Annotated in this window: 26 protein-coding genes; 8 read left to right on the top strand and 18 right to left on the bottom strand. The window is 37.0% G+C overall.

Annotated features, from left to right (window positions below; genetic code table 11):
- Positions 1–173: 173 nt before the first annotated feature.
- Entirely contained in the window at positions 174–1,967 is a 1,794-nt protein-coding gene (locus FJR04_RS05815) for a DUF262 domain-containing protein (protein ID WP_168492625.1), read from the bottom strand.
- Positions 1,968–2,092: 125 nt separating this feature from the next.
- Between FJR04_RS05815 and topA the strand changes: the two genes are divergently transcribed.
- Positions 2,093–4,267 (top strand): type I DNA topoisomerase, encoded by a 2,175-nt coding sequence (topA, locus tag FJR04_RS05810; RefSeq protein WP_168492624.1) that lies wholly within the window; start codon positions 2,093–2,095, stop codon positions 4,265–4,267.
- On the opposite strand, the gene FJR04_RS05805 is transcribed toward topA, so the two are convergent.
- From FJR04_RS05805 to FJR04_RS05775, 7 genes are all read right to left on the bottom strand, one after another.
- A complete protein-coding gene (locus tag FJR04_RS05805; RefSeq protein WP_168492623.1) occupies positions 4,264–4,641 on the bottom strand; it encodes a hypothetical protein in 378 nt (125 codons plus the stop codon). The two genes, topA and FJR04_RS05805, sit on opposite strands and share 4 nt — an antisense overlap.
- Positions 4,634–5,137, bottom strand: coding sequence for a response regulator (locus FJR04_RS05800; protein ID WP_168492622.1), 504 nt, complete (start codon positions 5,135–5,137; stop codon positions 4,634–4,636). The genes FJR04_RS05805 and FJR04_RS05800 overlap by 8 nt, the downstream gene beginning before the upstream one ends.
- Positions 5,138–5,290: 153 nt before the next feature.
- Entirely contained in the window at positions 5,291–5,665 is a 375-nt protein-coding gene (locus FJR04_RS05795; RefSeq protein ID WP_168492621.1) for a response regulator, read from the bottom strand.
- Positions 5,655–9,026 (bottom strand): PAS domain-containing protein, encoded by a 3,372-nt coding sequence (locus FJR04_RS05790; protein WP_168492619.1) that lies wholly within the window; start codon positions 9,024–9,026, stop codon positions 5,655–5,657. Before FJR04_RS05790 ends, FJR04_RS05795 begins: the two co-directional genes overlap by 11 nt.
- Positions 9,027–9,038: 12 nt before the next feature.
- A complete protein-coding gene (locus FJR04_RS05785; protein ID WP_168492610.1) occupies positions 9,039–11,420 on the bottom strand; it encodes a response regulator in 2,382 nt (793 codons plus the stop codon).
- 43 nt (positions 11,421–11,463) lie between these two features.
- Positions 11,464–11,856: a hypothetical protein gene (locus FJR04_RS05780; RefSeq protein WP_168492608.1), complete on the bottom strand. Its 393-nt coding sequence runs from the start codon at positions 11,854–11,856 to the stop codon at positions 11,464–11,466.
- A 39-nt stretch (positions 11,857–11,895) separates the two neighbouring features.
- Entirely contained in the window at positions 11,896–12,060 is a 165-nt protein-coding gene (locus FJR04_RS05775; protein ID WP_168492606.1) for a hypothetical protein, read from the bottom strand.
- Positions 12,061–12,269: 209 nt separating this feature from the next.
- Between FJR04_RS05775 and FJR04_RS05770 the strand changes: the two genes are divergently transcribed.
- Both FJR04_RS05770 and FJR04_RS05765 read left to right on the top strand, forming a co-directional pair.
- Entirely contained in the window at positions 12,270–13,064 is a 795-nt protein-coding gene (locus FJR04_RS05770) for a peptidoglycan-binding protein (protein ID WP_168492604.1), read from the top strand.
- Positions 13,065–13,086: 22 nt separating this feature from the next.
- Positions 13,087–13,440, top strand: a complete 354-nt coding sequence (locus FJR04_RS05765; protein WP_168492602.1) for a phage holin family protein — start codon at positions 13,087–13,089, stop codon at positions 13,438–13,440.
- On the opposite strand, the gene FJR04_RS05760 is transcribed toward FJR04_RS05765, so the two are convergent.
- A complete protein-coding gene (locus FJR04_RS05760; protein WP_168492600.1) occupies positions 13,437–13,910 on the bottom strand; it encodes a cobalamin biosynthesis protein in 474 nt (157 codons plus the stop codon). The genes FJR04_RS05765 and FJR04_RS05760 overlap by 4 nt on opposite strands.
- 305 nt (positions 13,911–14,215) lie before the next feature.
- A complete protein-coding gene (locus FJR04_RS05755) occupies positions 14,216–15,499 on the bottom strand; it encodes an ankyrin repeat domain-containing protein (protein ID WP_168492598.1) in 1,284 nt (427 codons plus the stop codon).
- Positions 15,500–15,652: 153 nt separating this feature from the next.
- On the opposite strand from FJR04_RS05755, the gene FJR04_RS05750 reads away from it, so the two are divergent.
- Positions 15,653–16,123, top strand: coding sequence for a DUF4079 domain-containing protein (locus tag FJR04_RS05750; protein ID WP_168492596.1), 471 nt, complete (start codon positions 15,653–15,655; stop codon positions 16,121–16,123).
- A gap of 88 nt (positions 16,124–16,211) precedes the next feature.
- Here the strand turns inward: FJR04_RS05750 and FJR04_RS05745 are convergent, their stop codons facing one another.
- Positions 16,212–16,847 (bottom strand): DUF1997 domain-containing protein, encoded by a 636-nt coding sequence (locus FJR04_RS05745; RefSeq protein ID WP_168492594.1) that lies wholly within the window; start codon positions 16,845–16,847, stop codon positions 16,212–16,214.
- Between the two features lie 275 nt (positions 16,848–17,122).
- Here FJR04_RS05745 and FJR04_RS05740 point away from each other — a divergent pair, with 275 nt between their 5' ends.
- A complete protein-coding gene (locus tag FJR04_RS05740) occupies positions 17,123–17,800 on the top strand; it encodes a glycoside hydrolase family protein (RefSeq protein WP_168492904.1) in 678 nt (225 codons plus the stop codon).
- A 9-nt stretch (positions 17,801–17,809) separates the two neighbouring features.
- Here FJR04_RS05740 and FJR04_RS05735 read toward each other — a convergent pair whose 3' ends face one another.
- Complete coding sequence (locus FJR04_RS05735; protein WP_168492592.1) at positions 17,810–18,565, bottom strand: armadillo-type fold-containing protein; 756 nt, start codon at positions 18,563–18,565, stop codon at positions 17,810–17,812.
- A 77-nt stretch (positions 18,566–18,642) separates the two neighbouring features.
- Positions 18,643–19,176 carry a DUF4330 domain-containing protein gene (locus FJR04_RS05730; protein WP_168492590.1) on the bottom strand — a complete coding sequence of 178 codons (534 nt, stop codon included), beginning with the start codon at positions 19,174–19,176 and terminating at the stop codon, positions 18,643–18,645.
- Between the two features lie 371 nt (positions 19,177–19,547).
- On the opposite strand from FJR04_RS05730, the gene FJR04_RS05725 reads away from it, so the two are divergent.
- Positions 19,548–20,402 (top strand): M48 family metallopeptidase, encoded by an 855-nt coding sequence (locus tag FJR04_RS05725; protein ID WP_168492587.1) that lies wholly within the window; start codon positions 19,548–19,550, stop codon positions 20,400–20,402.
- A gap of 18 nt (positions 20,403–20,420) precedes the next feature.
- Here FJR04_RS05725 and FJR04_RS05720 read toward each other — a convergent pair whose 3' ends face one another.
- On the bottom strand, positions 20,421–21,182 hold the full coding sequence (locus FJR04_RS05720) for a metallophosphoesterase family protein (RefSeq protein WP_168492585.1): 762 nt from the start codon (positions 21,180–21,182) through the stop codon (positions 20,421–20,423).
- A 255-nt stretch (positions 21,183–21,437) separates the two neighbouring features.
- Between FJR04_RS05720 and FJR04_RS05715 the strand changes: the two genes are divergently transcribed.
- Positions 21,438–21,587, top strand: a complete 150-nt coding sequence (locus FJR04_RS05715) for a hypothetical protein (protein ID WP_168492583.1) — start codon at positions 21,438–21,440, stop codon at positions 21,585–21,587.
- Between the two features lie 50 nt (positions 21,588–21,637).
- On the opposite strand, the gene FJR04_RS05710 is transcribed toward FJR04_RS05715, so the two are convergent.
- Positions 21,638–22,327 carry an alternative oxidase gene (locus tag FJR04_RS05710; protein WP_168492581.1) on the bottom strand — a complete coding sequence of 230 codons (690 nt, stop codon included), beginning with the start codon at positions 22,325–22,327 and terminating at the stop codon, positions 21,638–21,640.
- Between the two features lie 371 nt (positions 22,328–22,698).
- Between FJR04_RS05710 and hemJ the strand changes: the two genes are divergently transcribed.
- Positions 22,699–23,286: a protoporphyrinogen oxidase HemJ gene (hemJ, locus tag FJR04_RS05705; protein ID WP_168492579.1), complete on the top strand. Its 588-nt coding sequence runs from the start codon at positions 22,699–22,701 to the stop codon at positions 23,284–23,286.
- Between the two features lie 34 nt (positions 23,287–23,320).
- Here the strand turns inward: hemJ and FJR04_RS05700 are convergent, their stop codons facing one another.
- The 3 genes from FJR04_RS05700 to tyrS all read right to left on the bottom strand — a co-directional run bounded on the left by FJR04_RS05700 (position 23,321) and on the right by tyrS (position 25,999).
- Positions 23,321–23,872, bottom strand: coding sequence for a hypothetical protein (locus tag FJR04_RS05700; RefSeq protein WP_371418268.1), 552 nt, complete (start codon positions 23,870–23,872; stop codon positions 23,321–23,323).
- A gap of 137 nt (positions 23,873–24,009) precedes the next feature.
- Positions 24,010–24,726: an orotidine-5'-phosphate decarboxylase gene (gene pyrF / locus FJR04_RS05695; RefSeq protein ID WP_168492577.1), complete on the bottom strand. Its 717-nt coding sequence runs from the start codon at positions 24,724–24,726 to the stop codon at positions 24,010–24,012.
- Positions 24,727–24,799: 73 nt separating this feature from the next.
- The gene (gene tyrS / locus FJR04_RS05690) at positions 24,800–25,999 is read right to left on the bottom strand and encodes a tyrosine--tRNA ligase (RefSeq protein ID WP_168492900.1); all 1,200 of its coding nucleotides are present in this window, start codon (positions 25,997–25,999) and stop codon (positions 24,800–24,802) included.
- Positions 26,000–26,158: the final 159 nt, after the last annotated feature.

Below are 26,158 nucleotides of genomic sequence, written 5' to 3'. Positions count from 1 at the left end.
ATATCCAGGATTTAAGTTAATAATAGGGTGTGTAAAGCCCTTACGGGAATGGCTGGCTTAGAGCAAAGCGTAACGCCCCAAATTTATTAAAAATAATCCCATAGATCAAGGCAAGGTGCGTTACGTTGCATATTTAATTTATTGTAAAATACAAGATATCCAAATTTTTAGATTTATTTGGAAAAACGTTTGAAAAGCTCCGCATATTCATCAATGTCAATTTCTTCAATGTTTGCACCAATACGTTGATAAAATTTTCCATCGTATTGTATAGGTTTTTCTCCAGCTTTCAAACAAAAAATAAGTACACTTTTATCGTGATAATCAATTATTTTAATCTCTCTACCTATGGTATCTTTAACTGTTTGAGGAATAGGTTCTGATTTAATTTGTTGAGTTATCCAGAGATAAAAATTATCAATATTCCCCTGTAATCTCTTTGCTTCGTGTTCTATTCCTGTTATCTTGAAATTTTTATATTCCACTGGTTCAATATTATATAATTTTTTTATCCTTTGTGCTGTCTGATCATTATCTGCTACTCCAACACAAACATAACCAGTTGCACCAGGTGAATGATTTGCCATTGCAGTTAAAGTTAGAATTATTTTACTAAAATTTCCTTGATCAAATTGTCCTCTTCCATCTAGTTGTGTAAAACCTTGTTTAAAATCATATAAAGATTGTTCTGTTTTTGATTGAGTTAGTAGAGTTTCAAATTCTGTTAACCATGAATCTTTAGCAGGATCGTTATTATCTCTTATTTTAAAAAACTCTCTAATAATCCCTTTAACTTTGTTAATATTACGCCTTTTATTTTGATAACTCCATGTTTGCCCACTAGTAATATCTATATCTTTATTAATGTTTTTTAAAGATTTTACTAATCCATCATAATTAGCTATTTCCATTTTTTCCCGAAAAACTAAATCGTAAAAACTGAAAAATATTACTTGAAAAGGACGAGGCATATATTTCAAATTGTTTAAACTAATTAATTCGCTAAAGTTTCTTTTTGATTCTTGTAATATCTCGCGAATATGATTATAGATAATTATAAATTCTTTTTTAATATGCTCAGGCTGCTTTAACACTAATGAAGTTTCTATTTTTTCCTGATTTTTACCATTTTTAAAGCCATAATATTCATCTGAGATAGAAGCACTACTTCTAGGTGTCTCAGGTAATAACATATATGCAATAATATCAGCAACAATTTGTTCATCTCTTGACTCTCTAAGCATTTCCTTTGTTAAAATTTTATTTTTTACCCAAAAAATATCATCAACTTTAATACCATATTCAAGTTCTTTATTAGTGATACTAATTTTTTTCATCTCATTAAGAAGAATAATATCTGAAGCTGATGCGTCTGATCTTATTTCACTTGAAATTATTCTTACTAAATTAGCAAATTTAGAAGTTGCACCTGCTGAACGTAATTCCTGTTTTGATAAATGTTTACCATTTGAGTTAATTCTTCTGAAAACTTCATCAACTTTATCATTATCATTGAAGGCATAAACAGATAGTGGAAGAATATAACTACCTATTATTTCACAGTATTCCCTTTCAAGAATAGGATTTTTTTGTATTAACTTTCCTTGATCTAACCTAGATTTTGATTCTACCATTGTTTGTAAATCGAAATATTTACCTTCAATATCAAATTCTCCTTCAATAAAGGCAGTAATGGCATTTAATCTTTGCATCCCATCTATAATCTCAAATACAGATTTCTTGTCTTTTTCTGTTTCTGCTAGTAAGATTATAGGAACTGGAAACCCTTGTAAAATGGAATCTATAAATGCTCTTTTTTCTTCTATAGTCCAAACTAATTTTCTTTGATATCTTCTATTAGCATAAAAAAGATTATTTACATAAAAATTATAAATCCTTTGTACACTTTCACTTCTAATTGAAAGTTCTATTTTAACAGGTGATGATTGAATGTTGCTTTTACTCATAATTATTGCCATTACTAAAAATTATTTATCCTGATTCAGACAGTTGAGAAATTCAGATCCCCGACTTCTTGTAAAAATCTTCTGATTTATTTTATCCTATATAAAGCATCTAAAACACAAGCGCCATGCCCAAACGTCTCCTAGTGGTGGAATCTCCCGGAAAAGTCAAAAAACTGAGTCAAATTCTCGGTGCAGATTGGATTGTTCGCGCTAGTTGTGGACATATCCGCGAACTCAGCAATGAGGGTGATGATTCACTAGGATTTACAATGGATGGTAATACTGTTCGCTGCAATTATGTACCCCGTGACCAACGGGCAAAAGAAACAATTCAACAATTAAAAGCGGCTGTTAGACAAGTTGATGAAGTTGTTTTAGCGACAGACCCGGACAGAGAAGGAGAAACCATTGCTTGGCATCTTAAAGAAACATTAGGATTAAGAGAACCCAAGCGAGTAGTTTATACTGAGATTACAGCATCTGCGGTCAAAAATGCGATCGCACATCCCCGAAAACTTGACACTAATTTAATCGGTGCAGGATTATGTCGTGATTGTCTTGACAAGCTGGTAGGATACAAAGGCAGTCCCCTAGTTTGGGCATTAAATAACGGTGCAAAAAGCGTAGGTAGAGTTCAAAGCGCCACATTACACCTCATTTGTCAGCGCGAAAGAGAAATTCTAGCTTTTGTCCCCCAAGATTACTGGAGTGTGTGGGTAGATTATCAAGAAGGATTTCGGGCTTTTTACAAAGGTACAGCCAATACTCCCACAGACACACCAGAAGCAGAAACGGAAACTCATGATGATGCAGCTAGTAATAACCCAGAGAAGCCCGAATCTAAGCGTGTTCTCTCGGAAGCAGAAGCAACAAGATTAGTTGAGGAAGCAAAGCGTCATCCTCATCAAATTATTCACGTAGAAGGGAAACTCGTTTATCGTCAACCCCCTCCACCATTTACCACCTCAACTCTTCAACAAGCAGCCGGTTCAAAGCTGAAATTTGCTCCCGACAAAACCATGCAGGTTGCCCAAAAGCTATATGAGGCAGGGTTAATTACATATATGCGAACAGATTCAGTCATGTTGAGTCCTGATTTCTGTGCCAGTGCGCGTCAGTGGTTGGAACAAAATGATCCCCAAAATGTCCCCCAGCAGGTAGCCAAGCACCGCAGTAGTAAAACAGCGCAGGAAGCACATGAAGCGATTCGTCCTACAGATGTTTTTCGTCCTTCAGTGCAATTGCGGGCAGAATTACCTGAAGATGAGTTTAACCTATATGTGATGATTTGGAAAAGAGCCGTTGCTTCTCAATGTCGTCCTGCTCAACTTCGTAAAACTCTGATAATTACGAAATCAGGTAATATTTTATGGCAAGCTAGAGGGCAAGTAATCGAATTTTACGGTTATGCAAAATATTGGCTGAATCTGAGCAAAGATGCAGTTTTACCTGCTTTGCAACAGGGACAAATACTAACTTTAGAAAAAGCCGGACATGACCAAAAACAAACCCAACCACCACCAAGATACAGTGAACCAAAACTTGTACAATTGATGGAAAGAAAAGGTATTGGTCGTCCTAGCACTTATGCCCCTACAGTTGCTACTTTAAAGAAGCGCAATTATGTGGAATTGAAAAAAGACAATCTTCAACCAACAACTTTGGGTTTAGAAGTTGATGAATTTTTACAAAAGGCTTTACCAGATTTATTAGAAGCAGAATTTACTGCTAAAATGGAAGATGCGCTAGATGCAATTTCTGAAGGAAAAAACTCTTGGCAACATTATTTAACTACTTGGAATCAAAATTATTTTGTCCCTGCGCTTTCCAAAGCTAAAACTGTCGTTGTCAATTCATCAACTTTAGCTAAAACTAATAATCTAGCTGAACGTAAATATGAAACTTCTAAAACTCGCTGTCCTGAGTGTAAAAACTTTTTAGCTAAAATTCCCAGCAGTAAAGTTAAAAAGAAATACTTTCTTAAATGTGTGAGTGGCTGTGAAAACATTGTGCTGTTTTGGAGCGATTTTAACAAAAAATGGGAAGCACCAAAAACTAAAACATCTCCAGATGAAAATGCTCCCAAACCTTCAGCAAAAATCACTGCATATCCCTGTCCAGTATGTCAGAAACCTTTGGAGGAATACAGCTATATTAAAGATGGGCAGAATAAAACTATGCTGCGGTGTTCTGGTCAGGAATCATGGAAAGATAAAAAACATAAAGATGTGGCTTATTTTCATACAGCCAAAGGATGGTGGAGTCCTAAATTTGGGAATTTAACCAAGCCAAAGCTTTAAATTAATTCAGTTAAAAAGAATTTAATTAAGGTTAGTATTGCACCATTATCTGAAGAATAATTTGCTGATAATAACCTGTCTTTAGTTGCTGCATTAAACTCTAAATTTCCATTTTCATTAAAGTAGATATCTTCCGGTGTAAATCCCCAAGTTATTAATTTCTCATACAATTTTTGAGTAACAATGAATTTAATATCAATTTCCGGTTGTAAATAAGTGGGATTTTTTAACAGCCAATATATTGTTTCTGGTTCTGTTTCCATAAGTTGGTAAATTGCTGCAATGAGAATTTGTTTAATTTTCTCTGGATTGGGAACAATAGTAAGAAAATCTTTTAAGCTATAAATAGCTTCTGGGTTATGGGTTTTAAGCAAGAAGATAGCTATAGTTGTAAGTTGTTTGGTTCTCTTTTGTGAAAAAGGCATTTTGATTAGTAAATTCTCTGGAATCAGATGATTGATGATTTTGGTTAGTTTTGGATTTTATTTGGTAAGAAGACAAATGAGCATGGATTTTTTCCAGCAAAACTTGTGAGTTAAATGGTTTTAGTAAAATATCTTGAAATCTCAGGTAATTCTGCCAGTTGGGAATTGTTTCTAACTCTGCTCCAGTCATTAATATAAAAGGAATATTTGCTGTTTCTAAATCTTGGCGAATTTTTTGCAGAAATGTCCAACAAGTTTCATCACTATTATTGATATTTTGACTTGAATAACCACACAAAATTAAATGCGGATTTTCGAGTTTAGTTAGCTCATATCCTTGCTTCAATGATGTGGTAGTAATTGGAATAAATCCATATAAATCAAGTAATTCTGCTAAAAGCCCCAATAGTACGGTTTCATTTTCAACCACTAAAATCTTGTTCATATTGCTACCAGGATTTCTCAGGTCTATTTATCCTGTAAGCTAAACAAAATTTGTGAACTATCTGTGAATGTAAATAAATTAATGATTAGTAATTGATAATTTAATTGGGAAAAGCAAAAGGAAAGATAATATTTCTCCTCTGCTCCCCTGCTTCTACCAGTTGAGGAGCGATCGCATTTGCTTGACTAAATCAGGGGCTTTGAAGGGTTTGGTAATGACTCCAGTAATAGGGAGTTCAGTAAATTGATGTTGTTCAGCAGTTTGAGCTTTAGCAGTCAGTAAAATAGTCGGTATAGATTGCAGCTTAGAATTCGTTTGCATTTGTTTAAATGTGGCTATTCCATCCATTTCTGGCATCATCACATCTAAGAGGATAGCATCAGGAAGTTCGGCCATAGCCATAGTTATTCCTTCCTTTCCAGAAGCCGCAAGCAACACTTCCCAACCAGCAATAGCTTTAAGCGCAATCTGCACAATCTGACGAATACCTGGCTCATCATCAATAATTAAAACCCGTTTATTCCCCATTGTTAACCTCCTCAATTGGCAGTGTAAAGTAAAAAGTGCTACCCTCTCCTAAAATACTTTCTGCCCAGATAGTACCACCGTGTTGTTCCACAATATTACGACAAATAGCTAATCCTAAACCAGTGCCACCTTTAGAGCGCGAGTCAGAAGCATCAACTTGGTGAAAACGCTCAAAAATACTTTCTAGGCTGTGACTAGGAATACCTCTTCCCTGATCTTTGACTGTAAAAAGGAGGTGGGGACTGGGGAGCAGGGGAGTGGGGGAGCGGGGGAGCAAGGGAGAAGAAGAAATTGCTTCTACTTTTAAATAGATATTTGCATTAGATGGAGAAAATTTAATTGCGTTACTGAGAAGATTAATAATAACTTGTAATAAGCGATCTGGATCAGCATCAACTTGGTAGGATGAGGGCGTAGTATTAAGGATGATACCAGCGAGAATTGCCATATCTTGCATTTGAGAAATGGCAGTATTGATTAAATCAATAGTGTTAAAAACAGATTTTTCGAGATTGATTTTGCCAGATTCTAACCGTTCTAAATCAAGAATATCATTAACGAGGCGGACTAAACGATCTACGCCTTCTGTAGCGATTTCAAGAGTAGCTTCACCTTCAGGAGAATTGGCATCTATAATTTTTTCATAGAGCAAACTTAACCCAGCTTGCATAGAAGTTAAAGGAGTTCGCAATTCATGGCTGACAATGGAAATAAACTCGGCTTTCATGCGTTCGAGTTTATAACGCTCGGTAATATCTTCACCAATGCTAATAGTACCAATGGGATTTCCTTCAACATCTCTCAATAAAGTGTTACTCCAGGAAATCATCCGTTCTTCACGTGATTTAGTTAAAATGGGATTTTGATAGTGAGGATAGAAATTATTTTCTATTACTTCTTGGAAAGTAGTTTCTATGAGATGATTTTGACTTTGAGGTAAGAAATTATTAAACCAATTTTTGCCTAAAGCCTCTATTTCGGTATAGTTAGTGAGTTGCAAAAAGAAGGGATTGGCATACTCGACATTACCACTTATATCTAAACCAATCACTACTAACTGCACATTATCTAGCAGTGATTTCCAGCGGCGATCTGATTCTTTCAGAGTGGCTTCAATTTGTTTTTGTTGGGTAATATCACGAGCAATAGTAGAAAGATATTGTGTGTGATTGCTACCAAAAGTTTGAGCAATCAGCACTTGAGAAATAGGAATTTCTTGCCCTTCATGGTTGATAAAGGCTGTTTCTCCCACCCAAACACCATGTCTAACTGCGGCGGGAATACCCTGTTTTTGAACAATTTCTAAAGCCCACTGAGGATGAACATCTGCAATAGAAATGTGATCAATTGGTGCATTATCAGCTAAACCGAAGAAACGACGGCCTGCTTTGTTAGCATATTCGGTTTTTTGGGTATCAAATCTAACTGTAGCAATCACATCAGAAGTAGCTTCGATAATCCCAATCAGCTTTTCTCGCTCTATTTCTAAATGTTTGCGTTTAGTGATTTCAATGATAATACTCCCCAGTGCAATTGCATTTCCTGTTTCTCCGAAAATGGGAAAGTAGGAAACGAGCCAATAACCTATCATTTCTGGCTGACTATTAATAATACCGCTAATTTCTAAGTTAGAAATTGGTTGTTTATGATCGAGAATATTTTGTAATAGGGGTAAAATTGTCGGCGCAATTTCTGGTATTAAATCCATTACCGATTTTCCCAAATGCGCCTCAATAGGATAGCCATTTATATCTGCTAATTTCTGATTAATCTTTAAAAAATGGAGGTTAGTATCAACTATTGATAAACCTACATTTGCTTGGCTGGCCGCATAGAAAAATCCATCTAATAATTTTTCCCGATTTTTTAATTCTCGTTCTAATTTCTCTCGCTGAAATAGTTCTCTTTGTAGGTGATCGTTAGCCTGAGATAGTTGTGCTGTGCGTTCTGTAACTCTTTGTTCTAATTGTATATTTAATTGTTGCAGTTCTCTTTCTACTCGTTTGCGTTGAGTAATATCTTCAGAGAAAATAATAATCCCACAAATCTCATTGTTGCTATTATACCAAGGGCGAACTTCCCAGCGTAACCATTGATTTAATCCATCTACTCTGACAAATAAATCTTCATCACATTTTTCTACTGCACCGGCAAGACAACGTTGATGAATTTGTCGCCATGTGTCTGTAATTTCCGGGAATAGCTCGTAATGAGATTTACCAATTATAGTTGTAATAGATTCAAGTTTATAATCATCAATCCATCGTTGACTAGCAATTACATAGTGCATATTTCTGTCAAACATGGCAATACCAGCAGGTGCATATTTGGCAAACAATTCTAGTTGTTTTTCCCTTTCCTTCAAGGCTATTTCTGTTAATTTGCGCCTAGAAATATCACGCATGATAGTAGAAGTGTATAACACTTTTCCATCCTCAGACTTGTGAGCAACAATTAATTGAGAAACAGGAATTTCTGAGCCATGTTGATGCAAAATTGCTGTTTCTCCTAACCAACTACCAGTTTCAATTGCTGTAGGTATGCCTTGATGATAAATAATATCTAATGCCCATTGAGGATGACTTTTAACAACTGTAAAATCATTAATATTCGCAATTCCCATCATTTTCTGAGCAGCAGGATTGAGCCAAATCACCTTTCCTTGGGGTGTGGCCATGCCCACAAAGTCAGGAGTAGCTTCTAATATAGAGGTTAATCTTTGCCGTTGTGCTAGTTCTGTTTGTAGCTTTTCTATTAATGATGCTTGTTGAATAGCAATACCTACCTGAATTGCCAATTGATTCATAAAATCTACATCGGCAGTTGTCCAATTACGAGGTGCTGTACACTCATGGGCAATAAGTAATCCCCAGAGGTGATTTTCTCGGATAATGGGAACAACCAGATTTGCTCGGATATCAAAATTTTGCAGAAATTGCTGATAACATTCATTGATATCAAGCTCAGTGTATATATCATTAATGCTTCTGGTTCGTCCTTGTTGATATAATTCCACCCAGCTTTCTTCAAAGCATTGATCTATAACAGTGCGATCTAAAATTGAAAATTTTGGATCTACGACAGCTTCTTTAACAACCAAGCCTGTACCATCGGGTTGAAATTGGTAGATAATTAGGCGATCGCTCTTAATAATACCTCTAATTTCTGTAACTGTAGTTTGCAGAATATCTTCAACATTTAGACAATCACGGATTAACAGCGCAGTGCGATTAATTAGTTGTCGTTTTTCCTTTCTCTGGGCTATTTTAATTTCCCTTATTTCTTGGTATGCAGCTATTTCTGCTCGTAAAGTTTGTAATTCAGCAATTAGTTGTGCTTTGGTTTTAAGGTCATCTTCCATAGTATTTTCCTCCTAACCTGAAGTTGCAGCACAAATACAATTTCGCCCCAATTTTTTAGCCTGGTAAAGTGCGGCATCTGCTTTTTGGTACAGTGTTTGTAAATCTTTGCCATCATCAGGAATTTGAGCAATTCCCGCACTAAATGTGACTTTAAATTTAGTTCCATCCAGGGCAGTAAATAAATACTGACTAAATTGCTGAAGCACTTGTGCTAATCGTCGTATTCCATCTTCTCTACTTGTTCCATACATTCCTACCACAAATTCCTCTCCACCCCAACGTCCAACGACATCTTCCTGTCTAAAGGATTGATTAAGGAGTTTACCAAAATAATTGAGGACGCGATCGCCCATTTCATGCCCATATTGATCATTGACAAACTTGAATTTGTCTAAATCCAATATTGCTAAACTAAAACTTTGTTGTTGTCGTTGTGCTAACTGTAGCAATCTTGTTAAGTCTTGTAATACTTTCCGACGCAGACTTAATCCTGTGAGCGCATCTATTTCTGCCACTTTCCAAAGTTGGCGTTGTTCTAAGCGGGTTCGCACACGGGTTAATAATTCCGTTGGTACAATTGGTTTAGTCAAAAAATCATCAGCACCAACTGTAAAACTACGTTGGATAGTTTCAATATCAGTATGGGAAGATAAAAACAAGATAGGTAAACGATTCCAACGAGCATCACTGCGGACTACTTGACACAAATCAAACCCACTCCAAATGCTGACTTTTTCACTGTTCTGATGAGATAGAGAAACTACACTAAATTCAACATCCAAAATCAACAAATCTGGAACTGTCTGCTCTAGTGTTTCCCAGAATTTATGAGGTTGATCTAGTAAAATCAGATGATAGCCACATGGTTCTAACAGAGTGCGGAGAAAATTTAATAAACCTGGATCATCATCAACAATTAATAACCTCGCTATGGGCTGATTATTTTGTTGAATTACTTGGGTGATAGTTGCTAATACTTGACTTGGAGGAATGGGTTTTTGTAAAAAGCATTGACTTCCTAAACGTGCTGCTTCTACCCTTTGAGCAAAGGAATCTTCAGCAGTCAGGATGATAACGGGAATTTCTGGGTATTGCTGACGGACTAATGCGAGAAAATCTAACCCATTTTCTGTGGAATCAGAAAAATTGATATCCAACAAAATTACATCAAAGTGATGAGTTAAAAATTCCTGTGCTTGCTTGAGGTTAATGGCAATTTCCGCTTGAAATCCCCAATTTTTTGCCTCTGTTACCATCTGGTTTGCTAAAGGCAAGTCATCATCTACGATTAGTAAAGATGCTGAAGGAATAACAGGAATTGAAGATAAACTTTCTGCTCGATTTTCACAGCCATATTCTGAAATCTCCTGCTGTAACTGCGTTATCAGTTTTCCCAGTTGTGCAATTTCCGTTGTTTCTAATCCTTGCTCTTGTTTGAGAAGTTGCTGAATCTGACGGGAAATTTGCGAAGCTGTATCTAAGCCAAAACAGCCTAAAGAACCAATCAGAGTATGTGCTTCTTTTTCTGCTTCCTGTTGTTGTGTGGGTGTAAGAGTGCCATTTTGTAAAGAAGTAATGGCTTGTTCTATGATAAAGATGCGATCGCTATAAGACTGACGATATTTTTCCCAAACAGCTTTTAATTCCGACGCAACACTAACAACGGGGGTAATTTCTTCTTGATAGTCTTTGCTGAAAAGTTCCGGCTGTTTGAGCCGATAACCTTGTTTATAAATCGTTTCTAATATATCTGCAACACCCGCTTTTTTAAGTTTTTGCCTCAATCCCTTAATATGTGCGCGAACTGCTCCTTCACTGGGAAATTCATCCGCTGTCCAGAGCCGATCTAGTAACCGACTAGGATTAAAAATCTGCTCAGGATGTCGCAGAAATAATTCTAGTATTTCATATTCTTTCGCAGCCAAATAAATCGGTTTTTCTCGATATGTGATTTCACAACTGTTCGGGTTTAGTGACAAATCCCCCCAAGTCAATAAAGGCGTTTTTTGTATTTGGTTTCTTCTGAATAATGCCCGAATTCGAGCTAATAATTCATCTAGATCAAAAGGTTTAGCAATGTAATCATCAGCACCAGCATCCAAGCCCATGACTTTATTTGTCACTGCGTCTAATGCTGTCATTAATATTACTGGGGTATCCCGATTAGGATTAAGGTTAGAAGACTCATTGGTGCGGAGTTTTTTACAGAAACTAATACCATCCATCTTCGGTAATATTACATCTAGAAGAATCAGATCATAAGTATAAACTTCCGCTAAATTCCATCCTGCTTGTCCATCTTGGGCTAAGTCAATTTGATAGCGTTGTTTGGCTAACGTTATTTGTAGCAGTTGGGCTATATTTCTATCATCTTCGACACACAAAATTTTCACATGGGCTTATCCTTGGTGATTTCATCTAATCACGATGTTTAATTCATACTGTTATGTACTCAAGATTAGCATTTTGTAACCAATCAATATACCAGTTTTCATGAATAGGAAGCCAGCGAGGATTAGTTGCTTGCCCATGATACCAGTCAAAAGTCACTAAACTGAAGGCAGCAGAGGATAAATGTTCGCACTGTGAGAAATCATGCTCAATCCAAACTACAAAATTCGGATTCAGTCTAAATTCCTTTACCACCAGAGTTCCTAGATTCTGAACCTGTTGGATTGTTAAGAAACCTGTTTTTACTCTGATCTTGGAAAAAATGACTATTTGTATTTGTGAGTAAGGTAAGTAGATACGTATTTGATACTGGTGTTTTTCTGTGCCAAAGACTTCTTGAATCAAACTGTTAGGTGAAATTTGGTGAATACAATTCATGATTTTTGACTTTTTGATGTATATTTTCTAATGGCACAGTTAAACTAAAACCAAAGGACGTTTTGGTAAGGGCTTAACCAGAGGATTATGAGTTTTTTCAGCCATTAACGGCATTTCTTGCCAGCAACTGCGACAAAACCAATAGATATGATGTTGGCGAAAGTTGCGCGTCATGGTGTTGGAGCAGCAAGGACAGGTATTCATAAAAGTTTAAAAAGTTGTTACAAAATTTGTTTTGGTTATAAATCGGGAGAAAATTGTAGTAATCTCATTAATTTTGAAGATAGAGCGAATTTGTGAAAGATTTGTGAATAGGGGTCAAATATTACAGGAAAATAGCAATTCAACCCATTCTGCAAACAAATATTGCTTTTTGTATATTAGAGTTACAAAAGAAGTTGTATAAAAGTTCTATGAAAAATAGTTTAATAGCCAGTATTCCCAACTACATGAGCCTAAATTCTTGGTATTGCTTCATTTTGTTAACCACCACACCCGTGTTGATTAGTTCTTCCGCCTTAATATCAACAGCCGCACCAGTCAAAATCGCTCAAATTAACCCAGAAGTTAAAATTAATCGTCCACCTCTAAACATAGGTAGTCAAGGTGAACGAGTTACAGAACTCCAAGCCGCTTTAAAACTTTTGGGTTTTTATTCGGGTGCTGTGGATGGTACATATCAACAAAATACAGCTATAGCTGTTTCCCAGTTTCAGCAAGCCGCAGGTTTAAGCCCCAAGGGTACGGTAGATAATATCACTTGGCAAAGACTGTTTCCCACCCCATCTACTATTAACTCTTTACCACCTAACGCTGTTAGTAGTTTTACTACTGTTCCCACCAAACCCAGCAGCAACACTAGGGTAATTACACCAAAACCACCCACTCCCAAAAAACCTACAATCCCCCCAAATCAACCGAATACTACCATTAAACCCACTCCTCCTAATCAACAAATACCTGGTATTCAATATACTTCCGAAGGATGGCCGATTTTGCGGAGAGGAATGAGTGGGATAGAAGTGATTAAGTTGCAAAAACAACTAAAAAACCTGGGATTTCTGAATGGTGCTATAGACGGAGATTTTGGAGTATCTACAGAAGCAGCAGTGAAAGCGGCTCAAATCCGTTATGGCTTAGAACCTGATGGTGTAGTCGGTGGTGGTACATGGAAAGTTTTCTTAAAACGCACTTCCCCACAACGTTGATCTTAATTCCCCTAATAAAACTATGAAACACTTTCTCTTGACTTGGCTTGGTACTGCGGTAGCATTATTAATTACGGCTAATATTGTTCCTGGTTTCATTCTCAGCGGCTTTGCGGCTGCTTTAATTGCTGCTGTGGTTATTGGTTTAGTAAATGCTATTATTCGGCCAATTTTACAGATTTTAACATTTCCCATTACTTTAATTACTTTGGGTTTATTTACTTTCGTGATCAATGCCTTAACTTTATGGTTAGCAAGTGCTATTACTCCCGGTTATGGTTTTGAAATTCGGGGTTTTGTTCCGGCTTTATTAGGTTCAATTGTCTTATCAATTGTTTCCAGTATCGTTAACTATTTTGTCAGTGCAGTTGATTAAAATATCGGGTTTTCACATTTAGCAACAGCTATTGTGATTGTTTCTTCTGTTAGTCGGAAAATCTGCTTAGGAACTAATAATGTTATTTCTTCAGATGTTATTTCTGAAGCTGCGAGAATTGCTGATGCTTCGGCTACACTGGCTGTTCCCATGAATTTAATAATATTATTATTAGGATTGGGAACAAATACATTATTTAAAACTTCGGCGCTAAAGGTTTTTAAAACTAATTTTTCTAAGTTACAAAATTCTACTAAACCGCTTTCTGATGCTTTCTTATCAATAGTTGCAATCCCAGCTATTTCATTAAATATAAGTTGATTTTCTTGAAAAACTTTGTTAATTGCTGTACTAATTAGTTGCTGGGAAATCCCTTTTTGACAACCAATTCCTACCCATAAAGTTTTTTTGTCGTCTACATTACTGATTTGATGATGAACGATTTTGTTACTGTCTGATAGTGAAGCCATATCAGGATTTATAGAATTGTGTTTAATAGTTTAACTTTTTCTTCATGATCACTTAAAACTGTTGCCCCTACTTGATAAAATCACACCTAAGAGAGATTTATTAGTAATGAAAGTAGTTTTTTTTACATAAAAAATGATAATTCCAATACTTCCAACCAAAATCAAACAATGTATATTGTTCACATCTAGCACAGTAGGAAACATCAAGGCAGAAACAAGGTAATGGTAAAAGGTAAATTTACTTCTTTCTACCTTTGTCGTGTAAGAATTTCATCTTGATGTTTCTCTTTTTTTAAGTTTCTAAATTATTCCTGCGCTCCACGTTGTCTTAATGTTTTAGCTATACCCCGATAATTATTAAATTCTGCAATCATTAAAGCAGTATAACCACCTTGATTTTTTAAGTTTATATCTGCTCCAGCTTGCAATAACATTTCTACAGCTTGACTATAACCCTCAGCTACAGCCCACATTAAAGCAGTTGCTCCTGAAGAGTTTTGCAGATTCACATTTGCCCCTTTTTCTAGTAATATTTGGAATATTTCGGGATAATTTGCCGCTATGGCTTTGACTAAAGCAGTTTTACCATCATCTGCTAAACTATTAATATCTGCACCATGATCTAGTAATGTTTTCACGGTTGTGAAATGTCCTTTGGATACTGCTAATGTGAGCGCAACTTCTCCAAAGTTTTTCTTTTCCATTTCTGCACCCGCACCCAACAAAATTTCTACTATCTCGCTATATCCTTGAAATGCTGCTATGAGTAGGGGTGTATCTCCCAGATGGTTTCTAATTTGGACATCTGCTCCTTGCTGAATTAATATTTTCACTACATCAATATATTCTTCCACAACAGCAAGATGTAAGGCTGTTTCACCTTCTTTATCTTGGTGATTAATTTCCGCACCTGCATCTAATAAAGTGGTGATTAGATCAATGTTTCCCGTTGCTGTAGCTGCTAATAGTGCTGTTCCATGATCAACATTTTTGATATTGACATCAGCCCCAGATGACAGCAATGCTTGTATTATTTCTAAATAACCTAAGTCTGCGGCAATCATTAATGCTGTCTCACCTTCTGGATCTTGGCTATTGACAATATTGTGATTTTGTGATATTGCTTTAACAACTGCGGGATGTTTGTGTTTTACTGCTAGTTTTAAAGCACTGTCATCATCTTTGTCAGTAATTTCTCTGTCAGCACCAGCCGCTAAGAGGATTTGCACTATCTCTAAATTACCTTTAAGTGCGGCTACCATTAAGGCTGTGCTACCATCTTCATTAGTAGCATTAATATTTGCACCTCTAGCGATTAATAGCTTAACAACATCTATTTGATTAGCACTCGCAGCAAGCATTAATGCTGTTAAACTATATGTTTGTCTGGTTAAATTGATATTAGCACCAGCATCCAAGAGCGATCGCACAATTTCTGTATAACCTAAATTCGCTGCAAACATCAATGCTGTGGTCCCATGGCGATCGCTTGTATCCACGTTAGCACCATGAGCCAGCAGTGTAGACAATCCTTTGATATCCCCACTTTTTACAGCCTTTAGCAAAGAGGTATCTTTATTTTCTATCATTGGTTATATCCTATTTGGGCAGATGTTACTGATTTCAATCAAAATTTAGACTTTGACAAGAATAGCTAATACCACGCTATCGGAAAATTGCTGAGTCAAGAAAATCAATGTATGCTAAGTTTTATGAAGATTTAATAATCGGGCGTAAGTAATATGGTTTTTGAACTCTCTCCAACAATAAAATTCTGGCTGAATTTCGGACATCCAGTCATCATGTGGGTACTATTAGCACTTACTTTATATGCTGCATACTTAGGTTTACAAGTACAGCGTACCAGAAATTCTCAAGGAGAAGAAAAGAAAGAACTGATTAAAGGACGGTATACCATCAAACACCACCAAATTGGTTCTATTATCTTAGCCTTGATGGTTGCAGGTTCAATTGGTGGTATGGCTGTTACCTATATTAATAATGGTAAATTGTTTGTCGGACCCCATCTACTAGCCGGATTAGGTATGACAGGCTTAATAGCTTTTTCTGCATCCCTATCTCCTTTTATGCAAAAAGGAGCAAATTGGGCGCGGATGACTCATATATTGTTGAATTTTGCTATTTTAGGGCTGTTTGCATGGCAAGCTTTCTCTGGTATCGAAATTATCCAAAGAATTCTCACTAAAGCATAAGTTGTCAGTGGTCAGTGGTCAGTTGTCAGTGGTTAGTTGTCAATTGTCAATTATCAATTGTCAATTGTCAATTATCAATTGTCAATTGTCAATTCTTACCTATATTTAGAGATTGATGAAAATCTTTCTGGACTTTGTGGGTGAGACGACGGGAAACTTGACGAACAATTTGATTAAGGACGCGATCGCCTGTAGATTGAATTAAAGAATGGGGTAATCGCTGAATAAAGCGGGGAAAGTGTAACTCAACTACCAAATCCAAATCCCATTCTACCCTTGTCACCCCATCCAAATCACCTATTAATCGAGTTGAAGATTTATAATCTACCTCATAACCAGGTGCTTGATAATCAGGTACAGGGATAGTCCGAATGTGGTATTCACGATCTGCGGGTGCTAATAACTCCAAACCAATTTTTGGTTCAACATCGTAACCAAAAGCACCAAATTTACCCACCACTAAAGCATAACTATTTTCGCCTAGAGGATGTACTTTCATGGGTTCTGCACAACGGCCAAACCATAAAGCATGAGCATTGAAATACTCCTCTACCTGTTCTACAGGTGCATACATTTCCATGCAGTCTTGATAATTTCCATAAAATTTAGTAGGGCTGAAATGGGACTCCTTAAATACAGGTTCATTCCTGGCTGCGCTTGTATCTAATTCTAAAGGAAATTCCTCTACTTCTAAAGATTGATATTCTCTATTGTTTGTAACCATAAGTTTGTTTTTTGTATATTTTAAAATTTGTCTATATTAATCATTCCCAATTTAGAGAAGTTTTTTCGCATTAAAATCCAACTTTTATCAAAATCTCAATAATTTGTCATTAACTTCACATAATCGGGATGATTAATGATTGTCATACAATAATTGATATTGTATCTAAACAATGGAATACCGTCATCATGGCAATATTACTGAAGTTATTATTTTTCCGAAATCAAAAGCTAGATTTTTGTTATTAGTGAAAAGAAAGAATTGAGAGGACAAGAATTCTGAAAAGCTTTGAACTTAAAGGTGTAGAAAAACTCATTGCGCCCATAGCCGCTGTTTTGGGCTTTGTATACCTATTTCAGTGGTATGTTTTTGGCAATATCCGATCATCTTCCGAACCTGTATTCACCCAAAGACAGCCACCTTTAGTTATGAAAGGGGGAGATCCTTATATTCGGGCATTAATGCGAACTATATCTGCCAGTGAGGCTAATGGGAATCGTCCCTACTCTCTGTTATATGGCGGAGAACAAGTTAATGATCTTAGTCGTCATCCTCAAAAATGTGTCACTATTCTCACAGGACCAAATACAGGTAATTGTTCTACAGCCGCCGGTCGTTATCAAATGATTAACACTACGTGGTATGAAATTGCTCCACGTTATCATCCACAACCTACACAAATGATGCTTTGGACTCATTATAGTTTTGAAGCAGAGTATCAAGACGTTGTAGTTTACAGTTGGTTAAATGATTCCCAAGTCTGGGGTGTGGAGATTCCTAAATTGTTACGTCAACAAAAATTAAATGATGTTTTACGAAAACTTTCTCCTACTTGGACAAGTTTAGGATATGGCATAGAAACTAATTCTATAAGTCGTTCCTTGCCAAAAATTTATCAGAAAATGTTACAAGAAGAGTTAACACAAAGTCCTGAAGTGAGAAGTCAACAATAGGGCTTGATATCAATCCACAAGGACTTTATTTTTGGCTTTGGCTGACACAGGAACAAAGACTTTTGTATTAATTGGTTTTAGTATTTGGAACTCATCCAAATTTTGCAGACAATCTAAAGCTACTTCCCGAATTCTTACTTCTTTTTCCTGACTCAGCAACAGTTGCAGGCATTCTACTACATCTTTTTGTAGCGTTGTATCAATGTGCTGACGGTTAATTAATTTATTGAGTTGGCGCATAGCAATGAAACGTTTCAAAGGATCTTTTTCTGTTAAATTGTTTAACAATTTATCAAGATAATCTTCCTCTCGATTTCCCTGAAAACTGAATATCTGCCACACTAATAAAATGAGAGTTAATAGTGTTCCCATTCCTTGGATAATAGTACCAGCAGCTAACCAAGGACTTTGGGAATCCACCCAAATTGCTGAAGCCAGATAAGTGATTACAGTCGCAATTCCACCAATTACAACAGAATAAGCTAAACGACTGTTAGTGCTACTAATCAATTTCCTGATTTCTACCCAGTGTAATTGGAAGTTCCATTTCTGCACTGAATAAGTAAATACCATGATGCCAATGCCAACAACAAGAGCTAACAGCAGTTGCCAACTCCAGAGTAGCATGGCCACAATAACTGTTAACAACCCAAGCAAAAAACCAGGTTCTGAGAATTGTTGAAAAATGCGTTGTTTTGGTCTTCCTGTTTTAATTTCCAAAATTTGATTAATGAGTTGTCGCCAAGAAGACGAAGCCTGTGCCACAGTATTTACCTATTTAATTACAAAATGATGAGTGTATAGTTTTCGGCTAATTGTGAGTGATGAACTCTAGTAAAATGCTATTTATCCTGTAACCTGATGTCAATTACAGACGCATTAAAGTTATAATTAAAACCTTCTAATTCAAAAGGCATCCCAATTTTTACTTTGCTATTACCTAGAACTGCACCATCTTTAGTTACTGTAGCTTTGTCTTCTAAAGTCAAGATAAAATCCGTACTAAAGTTGTTTGTTCTGGGATCTGGTAATTCTTTTACAGAACCATCTGGTTGACCAACTGTCAGCATTCTATCTAATTGCTGAATGGATTTAATCCCAATTTGACCATAAGGTTGATTGCGGATAATCACATTGGTTTTACCACCTTTGATTAATCCTTGTTTAAATAACTGTTCAGGATCACGAACATTGAGTCCACGGACTACTAAATCTACTTCAATCGGTACTGTTTTTGAACCCACTTGAGCAACAGAACCGGAAGTACCAGGGAAAATAAAAATACCTACTATTACTAGTAAAATTACTAATGCAGCACCTAAGTCTAGTAGGTTAATCTTACCGAATAAGCGACCTTTGGAATCTAAAATAGCCATAACCTGGGTTGCAAAAATTTAAGTTGAGTTTTCAGCTAGGTAATTAATGGGACTAAAGAGTTTTTACAGGAGTTTTCATGTATTTAGACCACACCTAAAATTAACCTCTTTTTTATTTAGCGCGAAATTTTGATTAAGATGTGGTTAATTTACAATCTTGACAATTGGGGTAAACCTGAGAACAGGTAGACATTACATTAATGTTATGCGACAGTTTATCATAATTGCAGTAATTTCGAGTTATGTATACGGCGGGCGGGTAGGCGATCGCATTTGACTATCTATATTAAGTGATTCAGTAGAAAATGCAACTTAGTCCGTTGAAAATTCGTCTTCTAATTTTAAGTTGTTACACAATATCTGGGTGAATTATGATTAACTGGCAAGGATTTTGGAAAAATTACCGTCTGTGGCAACGACGCGGTTTGTATCCCCTGATTTCTGTGGTTGTTGCCCTTAGTCTGTGCTTGAGTACACCTTTACCAAGTAAGGCTATAGATTTATTACCGCTTTTATTTCAAGGCGTGCAGGTATTTAACTTATCTAATATATCTGATCGTCAGGAATTTGAGCTTGGTAAACAGATGAATCAGCAGTTACAGCGAGAAGTCAGAATTTCTCGGAATTCACAGCTAAATCGTTATGTAGAAGAAGTGGGTAGACGTTTAGCAGCTAATAGCGATCGCTCTAATATTCCCTATACTTTTCAAGTAGTTGAAGATCCGGCTGTTAATGCTTTTGCTACTACTGGGGGTTTTATTTATGTGAATACAGGTTTGTTGACAACAGCCGACAATGAAGCAGAACTAGCTAGTGTATTAGCTCATGAAATGGGTCACATTGAGGGTAAACATCTCGTTAAACAAATGCGTCAACGAGCGATCGCTAGTGGTGTAGCTACCGCAACAGGTTTAAATAAAAATGCGGCTGTAGGTATAGGCGTAGATTTAGCACTGAATCGTCCTCGCAGTCGTCAAGATGAATATGATGCTGATACCAGAGGATTAAGAAATTTAACACGCACTGGTTATTCTCAGTCAGCAATGGTTTCTTTTATGAAAAAGCTACAAAGTAGCAGAACTGTACCTACATTTTTAAGTACACATCCGGGAACAAGCGATCGCGTTAACTCACTCCAAAACCAGATTAACGCTCAACCCAGTAATCAAAATAACGGTTTGGATAATACTATCTATCAAAATAGAATCAGAGCGTTTTTGCAGTAGAAAACTCATCTATTATCATTACCTACGCAGCCTCTGACGACGACTAACAGTGAATTCTTCTGGCGCAATCATCGTAATTGCCTCTTTCCAAGTTAAAGTTCTAACTGTACGATTAAAAACATTAGCTTGATAAACTAACTTATTGGTAATATCTAGCCCCGTCAACCAACCACTACGGGGATGATAAGCACCAGTATCAATATCAATCCATCCTTGTCCTTGTGCTAAATTACCAGGAGCAACACCAGGCAAGGTAAAAGTTATAGTATGACCAACTATAATCAACTTGTCTGGGAAATATGGTTGCTCGATCCGATGAAATTCTTCCCTAATCCAACACAGTTGCTCAGATGTTTGTTCCTCTACAGTTTTGTAGGGATCAACACCTGCATGAGTTAACCAAAAATCTCCCAAATCTAGATATGTCGGTAAACTATGAAACCAATCTAGATGTTCTTGAGGAATGGCCGCAGATTGGTAACTAGCAATTGTGGCCTGTCCTCCACTATACAACCACGCTTGCATATTTGCTGATGTAGTATCCCTACCAGTCAAGATGTTTAATAACATCTGTTCATGATTACCTAGCAAACAAGGGTAATTACTTTGTTTAACAAACTCTACTACTTGGGCGCTTTGTGGACCACGATCAATTAAATCTCCTAAAAAATAGACTTGATCTTCTGATGCAGGAGCTATTTCCTCCAACAGTAACATCAAAGCTTCATAGTGACCATGCACATCCCCAATCACAAACCTACGTTGACTAATTGCGCTCATTTGCTTTTAGTTGGAATGAATTAACTGAATATTTTGACTACACTTTTGTTTCGCTTCTTTCCGTTAAAAAAGGTTAAGAAAACTCGACTCAGTTATTATTTATTGGAAATTTCCTAGTAAAGATAAATAATATCACTCTTGGAGAAACCTTGATCAAATTTAACCAGGCTCAAAAATCGGACTAAAACCCGGTAAAAATTGAGTAGAGACTTTCCATGGAAAGTCTCTACAGGGGTTTTGATATGATCAAAAATTATGTTCATACTTCAAATCAGCAAAGCCAAAAAACCAGTTAAGCCAACTGATATAGAAGCTATCGGTAGAAAAAATGGTTATGCTAATGGTTTTTCAGGAATTTTCCAGATTTTACCATTTATTGGTGCTTTTATCATTAACCGACCATAAACTACATCTTAACCTATACCCGCATTTTTGTAGAGTGGTGAAGTCATTTTTTAATCGCTAGGTATATTTGCAAAACTATCCGTAATTTCCGAATTAGCTAAAGTATGAGGACTTTTGAAGGAGATTTGAGCGTTGGTTTCTTGACAAGCTACCATTGTTTTCACGTGTTCCATTTCATCATCACGAATCGCCACAAATACATCATAAAGATTATCAACTTGAGGACGACGTTTTTCTGAAGATGGAGCAGTTTGGAACTCATCAAACATATATAAATCACCATCACGATAGTAGCTAATAGCTATTGCTGGAGCAGGTTGTAACTTTAATTCTGCTGCTTGTTCTGTCAAAAATTTCTGATAGCTGCTATAAGCGTGTCCTTCCACCAATTCCATGAAATGATAAGCAGATTTAGGAGAAATAATATACAGGGTGACAATAATCCAATAATAAATTAAAGCAGTTGTTTTTGCTAATATGCGATCGCCCCAAAATGCTGAACCTCCTAAAGATTCCATAATCAATAAATGATGCAATTCATTCCAAGATTCGGCAAAATGCACTTTTAACCAATCAGCTTTCCGCCAAAATCCTAATGTTTCATAAAGATGCAAAACTGAAAGATAGGAAAAATAAGGAACTCTAGCAACAGTTTCTAGGACATAAAAACGAGGATAAGGACGATCTCGATAAACTGTATTAATCACAAAAACAAGAATCCCCACCAGCAATTTAATCATGGTAAATCTCCAAATAATATTAATTTTCTAGGCTTTGTTAAAATTTCTAGATTTTTTCTATCACCTTGCAACTGACTATAAACACAAAAGTTGAGGATCTTGTGAGGATTACTGAAGAAAATGTAAATAAATTGTATAAATACTTGCAAACTGCCGTAACGCTGCTGAAACTAACCTTAGATAGGGCTTGCTGATAGCGTCAGTAAACGTTCCTCTAGAACGTTTCTAGAGGAGTGATAAAGAAGCAATCAACTCTTACCTGCTATAGTTCACACTTCTTAACCTATCTGCATCCTTGCCAGAAATCACCGTAACCTGATAATGAGAATAGATGCAATCATTTGTAAATTCATTAAGGTAGGTGACAATTCATGGCTTATTCTTGGTTTAAAGCATTTCACATAATTGGCTTTGTAGTTTGGTTTGCGGGTTTATTTTACCTAGTACGGCTATTTATCTACCACGTTGAAGCCAACCAAGAACCAGAACCAGCGAAAACGATACTGAAAAACCAGTATCAAATCATGGAAAAGCGTCTTTATGACATCATTACCACTCCTGGGATGTTTGTAACCATAGCAATGGCTATTGGTATCTTATCTACCAACATGGAACTATTAAAAGAACCGTGGTTACATTTCAAATTAGGATTTGTAGCGATTTTAATCGGTTATCATCATTACTGCGGTAGATTAATGAAGCAGTTAGCAGCAGATGAATGTAAGTGGACTGGTCAAAGTTTACGCGCTTTTAATGAAGCACCGACGCTTTTATTAGTAGTAATTGTGATGTTGGCTACATTCAAGAATAACTTACCCACAGACCTCACCGCATGGCTAATTTTTGGTTTAGTGATTTTCATGGCTGTGAGTATTCAAATGTACGCCAAAATCCGCAGACGCAATAAAGAAAAACTGACAGCAGAATTAGAAGAGGAGTCAGGAGTCAAAGCCTTTTAGTGTTTGATAGTGGATCATTGTCAATTATCAATTATCAATTGTCAATTGCTTGACAATCCCGTAACCATAGTTTAACACCTTGAGCGATCGCCCCATTACTACTATCCCTGGGTGGTGCAATAGGTGGTTTAACGGGATACTCACCAGTTTGGGAAAACATCATTACTACAGCCCAGCCAATCTTAGTTTTTGTTAAAAATAGTCTGTGGAATTCTTGTAATTCTACAGGTTTTTTATTGATATATTTTCGCTCTAAGGTAGTAAAGAAAACCTGTTTTACTCCTTCTACTTCATAGTTATTCCCATTATCAATACCAGGATTTAATGGTAAAGGTTGAAACTCTGGTTTACCCGCAACTAATATATAGGAAAAAGTATCAACACTCCGTTTCATTCTACGCCCACGTTGGATAGCCCGGTTAGCATAGCTAGGTAAATCTAGCAATAGCTGAGTAGTTAAAGTTTCTAAACTTTGCTCAGAACAAGAATTGCTAATTTCTGGATTTACAGGTTTGGGAGTAATATTTTTAGCAAATACAGGGTAATGAAATCCAGGAGAGATAAATAGCCAGCTACAGGTTATCAACAACCAGAGCGAGGGAGCAGGGGAGCAGGGGAGCAGGGGAGCAGGGGAGAGGAGGAATTTCCTTCTTTCTTCTTCCTTCAGACTCCTGACTGGGCGCAGGACCTGCGCCCCTACCTCCTGACTCCTGATTCCTATTTTCATGACACTGTGTTTAACTCCTCTACAATCTGATTCCACGCTAACTCAGGTTCAGCCGCAGCAGTAATGGGGCGACCGATAACTAGATAATCTGCACCTGCTGTGATAGCTTGGGAAGGTGTGAGCGATCGCTTTTGATCTCCCTGATCAGCCCACGTCGGCCGCACTCCTGGACAAACCAGCACAAAGTCTTTTTCACAACTTGCTCTTAATTGTTGCACTTCTTGGGGAGAACAAACCGCCCCATTTAAACCAGAATTCTGTGCCAATAGTGCCATTTCTAAAGCAAATTCTGGCAATTCTAAAGGAATTTTTAAATCAAACGCCAACTGACGCGCCGAAATGCTGGTTAACAAAGTAATAGCGATTAACTTCGGTGGTTTTGTCCCGGCTTTTTCCGCCCCAATTTGCACAGCTTCCGCCGCCGCTTTGAGAGCATCTTTACCACAAGTTGCGTGAATTGTCAATAAATCCACCCCGTAACCAGCCGCAGCGCGACAAGCACCGGCGACAGTGTTGGGGATATCGTGAAACTTCAAATCTAGGAAAATGCGTTTTTCTTGAGATTTGAGAATTTCCAGAATTTTTGGACCAGTGCTAGTAAACAACTCCAAACCAACTTTCCAGAAAGTGACTTGGGGAAGTTTATCAATGAGAGCGATCGCACTGTCTAAATCTGGTACATCTAAAGGAACGATAATTTTGTCAGTTGTCATTGGTTAGTTGTCATTGGTCAGTTGTCAGTTGTTAGTTGTCATTGGGAAGCATCTTCTTTCTGTTCCCTGTTCCCTATCCTGCTACCAAACGCACAAACTTGTTTTTACCAACTTGTAAAACTTTACCGTGTAAATCGCTAGGTTCTGCAAAAGAGGTATCAACATCAGTAATTTTAGTCCCATCTAGGCGCACACCACCCTCTTGAATTTTCCGCTTCCCTTCTCCTGTACTTTTACACAAACCACAAGCACCGAGAATATAGGCTAATTTAGCGGGAAATTGAGGAATAGTATCTAGGTAAAATTCCGGTAGTGTTCCTTCCTTACCACCACTTTTTGCTGCTTCCTTCGCCTCATTAGCCGCTTGTTCGCCGTGATACTGACGGACAATTTCCCAGGCGAGATATTCTTGGCGATCGCGGGGGTTTTCTGGCAGACTATCCAAAGGTAAATCTGTCAGCAATTCAAAATACTGTGACAGTAAATTATCTGGCACACCTTGAAGTTTTTGATACTTTTGGGAAGGATGTTCTCCTAATCCTACATAATTACCTAAAGACTTAGACATTTTTTGTACACCATCAGTCCCAATTAAAATTGGTAACAGTAGCCCAAATTGAGGTTTTAGTTTAAAATGCCGTTGTAAATCTCTTCCCACCGCGATGTTAAATTTTTGATCAGTCCCCCCCAATTCCACATCAGCTTCCACAGCCACAGAATCATAACCTTGCATCAGTGGATACAGGAACTCATGGAGGAAAATAGGACTCTCTTGTTTATAACGTTCTGCAAAACCTTCCTTAGCTAACATTTGTCCTACAGTCATCGTGGAAAGTAACTCCAAAGTTTTCCCCAAATCCAAGCAGGAAAGCCATTCTGAGTTATATCGCACCTCTAACCTGCCAGGTGTGTCAAAATCTAAAATAGGACGCACTTGATCAAGATAAGTTTGAGCATTTTTTTCCACATCAGCTTCTGTAAGCTGACGACGTACCTCCGATTTACCAGTAGGATCACCAATCCGGGCTGTAAAATCGCCAATAATCAGTACCGCTGTATGACCAGCATCTTGAAATGCCCGCAATTTACGTACAGGTATACTATGTCCAAGATGAATATCTGCCCCCGTTGGGTCAATACCTAGCTTAATCCTTAACGGTCGGTCAGAATTGAGTAACCGCTTTTCCAGACTTTCCGTTTCATTATCACCATCATGGGGTTGCGGAAAAATTTCTGCCACACCGCGATGCAACCAAGAGAAATTTTGCGTCATACTAAGAAATTCGCTATTAGCTATACTTTCCACTTTAAAAGTTAAGTTTGTTATGTTCACAAACAAATTATCCGTTCTCTGTGTTGCCAGACTACTATAAATCGCCAAAAATTAACTGTCTTTTTTCATTTAATGAATTACATTTAAATTTACAAGTGA

This window comes from Anabaena sp. UHCC 0204 (assembly GCF_009711975.1).
GTDB lineage: Bacteria > Cyanobacteriota > Cyanobacteriia > Cyanobacteriales > Nostocaceae > Dolichospermum.
The sequence above is the reverse complement of the archived record's forward strand: the minus strand, read 5'-3'. Positions and strand labels throughout refer to the sequence as shown.